Origin of the sequence: Nocardioides flavus (ex Wang et al. 2016), from assembly GCF_014653115.1 — a bacterium.
Classification (GTDB): domain Bacteria; phylum Actinomycetota; class Actinomycetes; order Propionibacteriales; family Nocardioidaceae; genus Nocardioides; species Nocardioides flavus.
On the sequence record NZ_BNAD01000004.1, the window covers coordinates 1 to 8275 of the forward strand.

The 8275-nt window shown below is 72.8% G+C and carries 5 protein-coding genes; 1 reads left to right on the forward strand and 4 read right to left on the reverse strand.

The features are described 5' to 3' along the window. Window positions 1-497 precede the first annotated feature (497 nt). From IE200_RS08660 to IE200_RS08670, 3 genes are all read right to left on the reverse strand, one after another. Window positions 498-1655, reverse strand: a complete 1158-nt coding sequence (locus tag IE200_RS08660) for a MalY/PatB family protein (protein ID WP_191279098.1) — start codon at window positions 1653-1655, stop codon at window positions 498-500. 7 nt (window positions 1656-1662) lie between these two features. Further along, window positions 1663-3660, reverse strand: a complete 1998-nt coding sequence (gene thrS, locus IE200_RS08665) for a threonine--tRNA ligase (protein WP_191279099.1) — start codon at window positions 3658-3660, stop codon at window positions 1663-1665. An 82-nt stretch (window positions 3661-3742) separates the two neighbouring features. Beyond that, window positions 3743-4738, reverse strand: coding sequence for an SDR family NAD(P)-dependent oxidoreductase (locus IE200_RS08670; protein WP_191279100.1), 996 nt, complete (start codon window positions 4736-4738; stop codon window positions 3743-3745). A gap of 92 nt (window positions 4739-4830) precedes the next feature. Here IE200_RS08670 and IE200_RS21100 point away from each other — a divergent pair, with 92 nt between their 5' ends. After that, complete coding sequence (locus tag IE200_RS21100; protein ID WP_407940974.1) at window positions 4831-7368, forward strand: cation-translocating P-type ATPase; 2538 nt, start codon at window positions 4831-4833, stop codon at window positions 7366-7368. On the opposite strand, the gene IE200_RS08685 is transcribed toward IE200_RS21100, so the two are convergent. Further along, window positions 7347-8189 carry a DICT sensory domain-containing protein gene (locus IE200_RS08685; protein ID WP_191279102.1) on the reverse strand — a complete coding sequence of 281 codons (843 nt, stop codon included), beginning with the start codon at window positions 8187-8189 and terminating at the stop codon, window positions 7347-7349. The genes IE200_RS21100 and IE200_RS08685 overlap by 22 nt on opposite strands. Window positions 8190-8275: the final 86 nt, after the last annotated feature.

The following is an 8275-nucleotide window of genomic DNA, read 5'->3' on the forward strand; positions in this document are numbered from 1 at the left end:
CGCCTGCGGCAACCCCGCCATGTACGCCCGCTCAATCACCAACCGCTGATCCGCGGTCAACCTCACACCCGGCACGCGCCGCAACCTCTCACTCACGATCGAGTTGCAACAACCGGTTGAGTTCGCCGGCTGTGGACGGTAGGTGGCCCACGACTTCTGGGGGGTCTCGTGACGCGACTTCGTCGCTCCTCGACCGGCCGGGGGCGGGGGTCTTGTGACGCGACTTCGTCCCTCCTCGACCAGCGAGCCCGGTGGTTGAGGAGGTCGCGCAGCGACCGTCACGAAGCCGGGGTCAGGGGTCTCGTGACGCGACTCCGTCGCTCCTCGACCAGCGGGCTTCGATGGTTGAGGGGTCGCGCAGCGACCGTCACGAAACAAGGTCGGGGAGGTCTCGTGACGGGACTTCGTCCCTCCTCGACCAGCAGGGCGGTCGGTCTCGTGACGCGACTCCGTCGCTCCTCGACCAACGGGGGCCGGTCGGCGGAGGCGAGGCGTCCTCAGGCCCAGGCCCGCGCCAGCCGCTCGACGACCTCGGTGAGCCTCTCGGGCGAGGTGGCGAAGTTGAGCCGGACGTGGCCGGTGGTGCCGGGGGCGTACGACTCCCCCGGGCTGACCTTCACCCGGCCACGCTCCAGAGCGACCGCGGCGGCGTCGTCATGTCCGTAGGCGGACGCGTCGAGCCAGGCGAGGTAGGTCGCCTCGACCGGACGCATCCGCACGAGCGGGAGGTGGGTGGCGAGCAGGTCGCCGAGCAGGGCACGCTGCTGGTCCAGGCGCTCGACGAGCGAGGCGAGCCACGGGTCGCCCTCGGCGTACGCCGTGCGCGCGGCGATGGCGCCCAGCGGCGAGTGCGAGTCGTTGCGCGCCATCGGCTGGTCGGCGAGCAGCCGCCGGGACGCGGCGTCGGGGACGACCAGCTGCGCGCACCGGAGCCCAGCGGTGTTGAACGCCTTGGACGCCGCGACGACGGCCACGGCGTGGTCGTGGGTCCCCTCGATGGCGAGGTAGGAGACGTGCTCGACACCAGGGAGTGCGAGCGGGGCGTGGATCTCGTCGCTGACGACACGCGCACCGTGCCGCACCACCACGTCGCGGATGCCTTCGAGCTCCGCGCGGGTGAAGACTCGACCCCACGGGTTGTGCGGCTGGGTCAGCAGCAGCGTCTGCGCGCCCTCGGCGAACATCCTGTCGAGCCGGTCGAGATCGATCTCCGCGCGCTCGGCGGAGGCAGGCACCTCCAGGCGCACCTCGTCCCGACCTGTGATGCTCGCGAGCCCGAGCTGGGCGTTGTAGCCGGGCGTGGGGAAGACGACGCCGCCCGGGCCGGAGAAGACGTCGATCGCCACTCGGACCCCGGCCGTCACGTCGACGACGGGGATCACGGCCTCGGGCTCGGGCGCCCACCCGAAGTGGCGGTCGGCCCAGCCGGCGTACGCCTCGGCGAGCGCGGGGTCATGGCCGAACAGCGGGTAGCCGGTGATCCCGTCGGCGAGGGCCCGCTGCACGGCCTCCAGGACGACCGGGTCGAGGGCGTAGTCCATCTCCGCGACCCACGCCGGGATCACGTCACGCGGGACGGTGCCCCACTTGAGCGGCAGGGCACGCCGCGCCTGCTCGTCGGTGAGGTCGACGACCGGGCGGCGCTCGCCCGACACCGCCGGCTCAGACCTGCTCGCGTGAGGCCACCGCAGCGGCGACCCGCTCGATCGCCTCGGCGAGCGGCACGCCGTTGTCCTGGCGGCCGTCGCGGTAGCGGAAGCTCACGGCACCCTTCTCGACGTCGTCGTCGCCGGCGATCATCATGAACGGCACCTTCTGCAGCTGCGCGTTGCGGATCTTCTTCTGCATCCGGTCGTCGGAGTCGTCGACCTCGACCCGTAGGCCCTGGGCCTTCATCTGCCGGGCGATGTCGAAGAGGTAGTCGTGGTGGCGCTCCGCGATCGGGATGCCCTGGACCTGGATGGGCGCGAGCCACGGGGGGAAGGCGCCGGCATAGTGCTCGACGAGGACGCCGAAGAACCGCTCCAGCGAGCCGAACTTCGCCGAGTGGATCATCACCGGCTGCTGGCGCGAGCCGTCAGCGGCGGCGAACTCGAGCTCGAAGCCCTTCGGCTGGTTGAAGTCGTACTGGATGGTCGACATCTGCCAGGTGCGGCCGATGGCGTCGCGCGCCTGCACGGAGATCTTCGGACCGTAGAACGCAGCGCCGCCCGGGTCCGGCACCAGCTCGAGACCGGACCCGACCGCGACGTCCTCGAGGACCTTGGTCGCGACCTGCCAGTCCTCGTCGGTGCCGACGAACTTCTCCGGCTTGGAGTCGTCACGCGTCGACAGCTCGAGGTAGAAGTCGTCGATGCCGAAGTCGCGCAGCAGCCCGAGCACGAAGTCGAGCAGGTGCTTGACCTCGGCGGGGGCCTGCTCCGGGGTCACGTAGGAGTGCGAGTCGTCCTGGGTGAGACCGCGCACGCGGGTCAGGCCGTGGACGACGCCGGACTTCTCGTAGCGGTAGACCGACCCGAACTCGAACAGCCGCAGCGGCAGCTCGCGGTAGGACCGTCCGCGCGAGCGGAAGATCAGGTTGTGCATCGGGCAGTTCATCGCCTTGAGGTAGTAGTCCGAGCCCTCGAACTCCATCGGCGGGAACATCGTGTCCTTGTAGTACGGCAGGTGCCCGGAGGTGTGGAACAACCCCTCCTTGCTGATGTGAGGGGTGCCGACGTAGTCGAAGCCCTCCTCGATGTGCCGCTGGCGGACGTAGTCCTCCATCACCCTCTTGATCACGCCGCCCTTGGGGTGGAAGACCGCCAGGCCGGACCCGATCTCGTCGGGGAAGCTGAACAGGTCGAGGTCGCGACCGAGCTTGCGGTGGTCGCGGCGCTCGGCCTCCTCGATGCGGTGCAGGTGCTCCTCGAGCGCCTCCTTGGACTCCCACGCGGTGCCGTAGATGCGCTGGAGCTGCTTGTTCTTCTCGTCACCGCGCCAGTACGCCGCGGCGCTGCGCATCAGCTTGAAGGCGGGGATCCGCTTGGTGGTCGGCAGGTGCGGGCCCCGGCACAGGTCGGACCACTTCGCCTCGCCGTTGCGACCGATGTTGTCGTAGATGGTGAGGTCGCCGGCCCCGACCTCGACGCTCGCGCCCTCGGTGTCCGCCGCGCCCGCGCCGCCCTTGAGGCCGATCAGCTCGATCTTGTAGGGCTCGTCCTTGAGCTCGTCGAGCGCGTCGGCGTCGGTGGTGACGCGGCGCTCGAAGCGCTGGTTCTCCTTGATGATCTTCCGCATCGCGGACTCGATCTTGACCAGGTCCTCGGGCACGAACGGGGTCTCGACGTCGAAGTCGTAGTAGAACCCGTTCTCGACCGGGGGGCCGATGCCGAGCTTGGCCTCGGGCCAGATCTGCTGCACGGCCTGCGCCAGGACGTGCGCGGTCGAGTGGCGCAGGATGTCGCGACCGTCCGCGCTGTCGATGGCCACGCCCTCCACCTCGTCGCCGTCGGTCAGCTCGTAGGAGAGGTCCTTGAGACTCTGCTGACCGGGGGCGCCCACCCGCGCGGCGATGACGTCGGCGTCGTCGCGGAACAGCTCCCAGGCCTTGGTGCCCGTCGTGACCGTGGTCTCCGCACGCTGATCGGCGTGGATGCGGACGACCTGGATGTCGGACACGAGAGCTCCTTCGGGAGGTGCGGCTGGGAAGTGTGGCTGAGTGTGACGACGGGGGACGGGACGTCCCCGGCTGCCGGTGATGCTATCGGCCGGCGGCGGCCGCCCTCACCCCGGTTTCGCCGGACCGACGCCCACGCGCCCGGCGCCGCAGGAGCGCGACGGCGTTGGCACCGACCGCGGCCAGGGCGTTGCCGTACCCGCCGCGCAGCGCGTTGTGGTGCTGGCGGGTGGCGAGCACGTTGCCGGGCCCGGACGGCGACGGCACGGTCTGGTCCTGGGCAGCGAGCGCGAAGAGCGGCCCGACGAGCCGGTCGTAGGCCCACGGCAGGGCGGTGAAGCCGAACCGGATGACGTCGTTGGCGAGCCCGACCTGCCCGCCGGACCGTCGACCGTCGGCGACCGCCATCACCCGCGCCGCGACCGCCTCGGGGGTCGCGACCGGGAACGGCGGGCGACCGACCGATCCGCCGTACGTCGCTGCCTGGCGGTAGATCGGGGTGTCGACGCCGCCGGGCGCCACGTAGGAGACCGCGACCCCGGGACGGTCGCGGTTGTCGACCCGGAGCTGGCGGGCGAGGGCGCGCACGCCCCACTTGCTGATGACGTAGGGCGCCATGTCCGGCACGGCGATGTGCCCGATCAGCGAGCCGACGAGCACCAGGCTGCCGGTTCCCTGAGACCGCAGGGCGGGCAGCACGTGTCGCGCGAGGTTGGCCGAGCCGAGCAGGTTGGTCGACACCACCTGGTCGAACACCTCGACCGGCACCTCCTCGACCCGCCCGTACGCCACCACGCCCGCGCTGCCGACGACGACGTCGAGCCATCCGTGGCGCTCCAGCGTGGCAGCCACCACCGCCGCGACCTCCCGGTCGACGCTCATGTCGCACGGCTCGACCGTCGTGGACGCGGCGCCCAGCCTGTCGCACTCCCCCGCCACCCGGTCGAGCGCGTCGCGCCCCCGGGCGACGAGCACCAGGTGGTCGCCGCGGCGGGCGGCCGCGTGGGCGGTGGCTTCGCCGATGCCGCTGGAGGCACCTGTGACGAGGACGACGCGGGGGAACCTGTCATGGGTGGGCATGACGGCCCGTACCCCGTCGGCCCGCTCCCAACGCCCCCGGGCGGGCCGTCGGGACGTTCGGCCCTAGCAGGGAGCCGCCGGCGCGACGGAGCGTGGAGTCGTGCAGGGACTCTCTGCGGACGAGGCTGCGCGCCGCCTCGCCACCGACGGACCCAACGTCCTGCCCGACACCACGCACACGCCGCTGTGGCGTGACTTGGCGCGGCAGCTCACGCACCTGCTCGCGCTGCTGCTCTGGGCGGCCGCCGTCCTCGCCCTCCTCGCGGGGATGCCCGCGCTGGCCGTGGCCATCGTGGTCGTCGTCCTGCTCAACGGCGTGTTCGCGTTCTGGCAGGAGCACCGCGCCGACCGGTCCACCGAACGGCTGGGCGAGCTGCTCCCGGCCGCCACCCGGGTCGTGCGGGACGGCGTGGTGCAGGCGGTCGACGTCTCCTCGCTGGTCGTCGGCGACCTGCTCGTCCTGCAGGCGGGCGACCGCGTCGGGGCCGATGCGCGCGTCGTGCTCGCCCACGACCTCTCGCTGGACGAGTCGATGGTCACCGGTGAGAGCCGCGCCGTGCCCCGCGAGGCCGGTGGGCAGCTGCTGGCGGGGACCTTCGTCGTCCGGGGCGAGGGCAGCGCCGTGGTCGAGGCGACCGGCGTCCGCCACGCGGCCGCGCAGCCCCCTGACGGCCCAGCTCGACCGGGTGGTGCGCATCGTCGCGGTCATCGCCTCGCTGACCGGCGCCGGGCTGGGCGCCGTCGCGCTCGCGCTCGGGCTCGGGCCGACCGAGGCGTTCCTGTTCGGCGTCGGCGTCGCCGTGGCGCTGGTGCCCGAGGGTCTGCTGCCCACGGTGACGCTCTCGCTGGCCCGCGGGGCCCAGACGATGGCCGCGCAGCAGGCCCTGGTCCGCCGCCTCGACGCCGTGGAGACCCTCGGCTCGACCACCTTCATCTGCACCGACAAGACCGGCACCCTCACGCAGAACCGGATGAACGTCGTCGACGTGGTCACCACGGCGGGACGCGTGTCGGTCGAGGGCTCGGGCTACGAGCCCACCGCCCGGCTGGCCGGTCCGGACGAGGCCCTCGTGCTCGTGCCGGTGATCGCCCGGGCGGCCGCCACGTGCGTCGGGGGCCGCGCGGTGCGCCGCGACGGCGCGTGGCGTGCCGTCGGGGACCCGACGGAGGCGGCGGTGCACTGCCTGGCACTGCGGACCGCCGAGGACGTCGAGGCCGGGCCGTCGGTGCGTCGACGGCCCTACACGGCCGAGCGGTTGCTCAGCTCCGCGCTCCGCGGCGACGAGGTCTCGGTCCTGGGTGCACCCGAGGCGGTGTTCCGCCGTTGCGTCTCCGTGCCTGACCTCATGGCGCCCGAGCTGGTCCGGCTCACGGGCGGCGGGCGTCGGGTGCTCGCCGTCGCCCGGCGCACGTGGCGCGACGACCCGGGCGAGGCGATGGAGCACGACCTGGAGCTCCTCGGCCTGATCGGCCTCGAGGACCCGCCGCGGGGCGACGTGGGCGAGTCCCTCCGGTCGTGCCGCGACGCCGGAATCCGGGTCGCCATGGTGACCGGGGACCATCCCGCGACCGCCGCCGCGATCGGGCGCGAGGTCGGGCTGCTCCGGGAGGGCGGTGTCGTCGTCGACGGGAGCGAGCTGCCGCAGGGCGACGCCGAGCTCGCCGAGCTGCTCGACAACCCGGCCGGCGCGGTCGTCGCGCGCGTGACGCCGGCAGACAAGCTCCGGATCGCGTACGCGCTGCGCGGGCGCGGCCACGTGGTCGCCATGACGGGCGACGGCGTCAACGACGCGCCCGCGCTGCGGGAGGCCGACGTCGGCGTCGCGATGGGGGCGAGCGGGAGCGACGTCGCCCGGGAGGCCGCCGACCTCGTGCTGCTGGACGACCACTTCGGGACGATCGTGACCGCCATCGAGCTCGGGCGCGCGACGTACGCCAACGTGAGGCGGTTCCTGACCTACCACCTGACCGACAACGTCGCCGAGCTCACCCCGTTCGCGCTGTGGGCCATGAGCGGCGGGCAGTTCACGCTCGCGCTCACGGTCCTGCAGGTGCTCGCCCTCGACATCGGGACCGACATGCTGCCTGCGCTCGCGCTGGGCGCCGAGCCCCCGCGGCGCGGCCTGATGGGCAACCGACGGACCCGCTCGCTGGTCGACCGCGCACTGCTGGCGCGTGCCTTCGCCGTGCTGGGCCTCACCGAGGCCGTGATGGCGATGGCGGCGTTCACCTGGGTGCTCGTGGACGGTGGGTGGTCGTGGGGCGGGGCCCCGTCGGCCGCGCTGCTGGCGACCGCGTCGGGCACCGCCTTCGCCGCCATCGCGCTCGCGCAGATGGCCAACGCGTTCGCCTGCCGGAGCACGGTCTCGCCGGCCTGGAGGATCCGACCCGGCACCAACCGCCTGGTCCTGGCGGCCGTCGCGGTCGAGGTGTTGCTGCTCGTGCTGTTCCTGGGCTTCGCGCCGCTCGCCCACCTGCTGGGCGGTTCGTGGCCGACCGGCACCGGGTGGCTGGCCGCCGCCGCGGCCGCGGTCGTGCTGGTCGTCGTCGACGGCCTCGTGAAGGAGGCGCGCGGACTCAGGAGGAGCGGTCGGTCACCGGGGGACGCTCACCGCGCAGCGTCGATGTAGGCCACCATCCGGTCGAACAGCTCCGAGGCGCGGCGCAGGTCCTCCGACGCGCCGGTGGGCTCGGGCAGGGGCGCGGCGTCGGCCGTCTCGCGCCACCCGGGTCGCAGCTCGTCCGCGAGCGAGGCCGCGATCCTGCTGGCGTCTCGCACCACCTGCGGGTCGACCGACCAGACCGCCTCGAAGGTGCGGTCGGACCCCGGCCGCTGGCCCGGCCGCTCGACGGCGGCCAGGCAGGCGGGCAGGTCGGCGGCGTCGCACACCACCGCCCACTCGCGGTTCAGCGGCGACTCGTGCGGCACCTTGACCTCGATCGGCATCCCGGCCGCCGGACCGGCCGGCAGGTCGAAGTCGGCGAACACGACGGCCTGGCGGGCCGTACGCGCGAGCTCGCGCCACCGCTCGTAGGAGGCGCGCAGGAAGCGCTCGCGCTGGAAGGCGCCGAACAGCAACGGGTCGGCGGCCCGCGCGCAGCACTCGTCCTCGATCGCGTGGCTCATCGACACGAGCGTGCGACGCGACAGGACCTGCGGGCGCAGCTCGGGGTGACGACGACGGAGCTCGGCGAAGATCGAGCCCGAGCGCGTCGGCTGGGTGTCCGCACCCTGGACGGCCGCAGCGAGCGAGAGTCCTCCCCGGCGGCGCGCGAGCACCTCGAGCACGGCGTCCACGTCGGCCTCGTCGTAGCGGCGGTGCCCACCCCCCTGTCGGGCCGGTTGGGGGAACCCGTAACGCTTCTCCCAGCTGCGGAGCGTCGAGATGGGTACTCCAGTCCTGTCGGCCAGGTCGCCGATCGACAGGGTGGCGCGGGAACTGGGGTCCAAATTCGTCCACTCCTCGACATCGTGCGTAGATTTAGTTGGAAGTGTTGCATAGATTCGGTGACAACGAACGGCGAGCTCGCGGGAGG

Bases quoted from the DNA above. Each gene is read 5' to 3' on its own strand.
- IE200_RS08670 (WP_191279100.1), bottom strand. From the start codon at position 4,738: ATGCCCACCCATGACAGGTTCCCCCGCGTCGTCCTCGTCACAGGTGCC.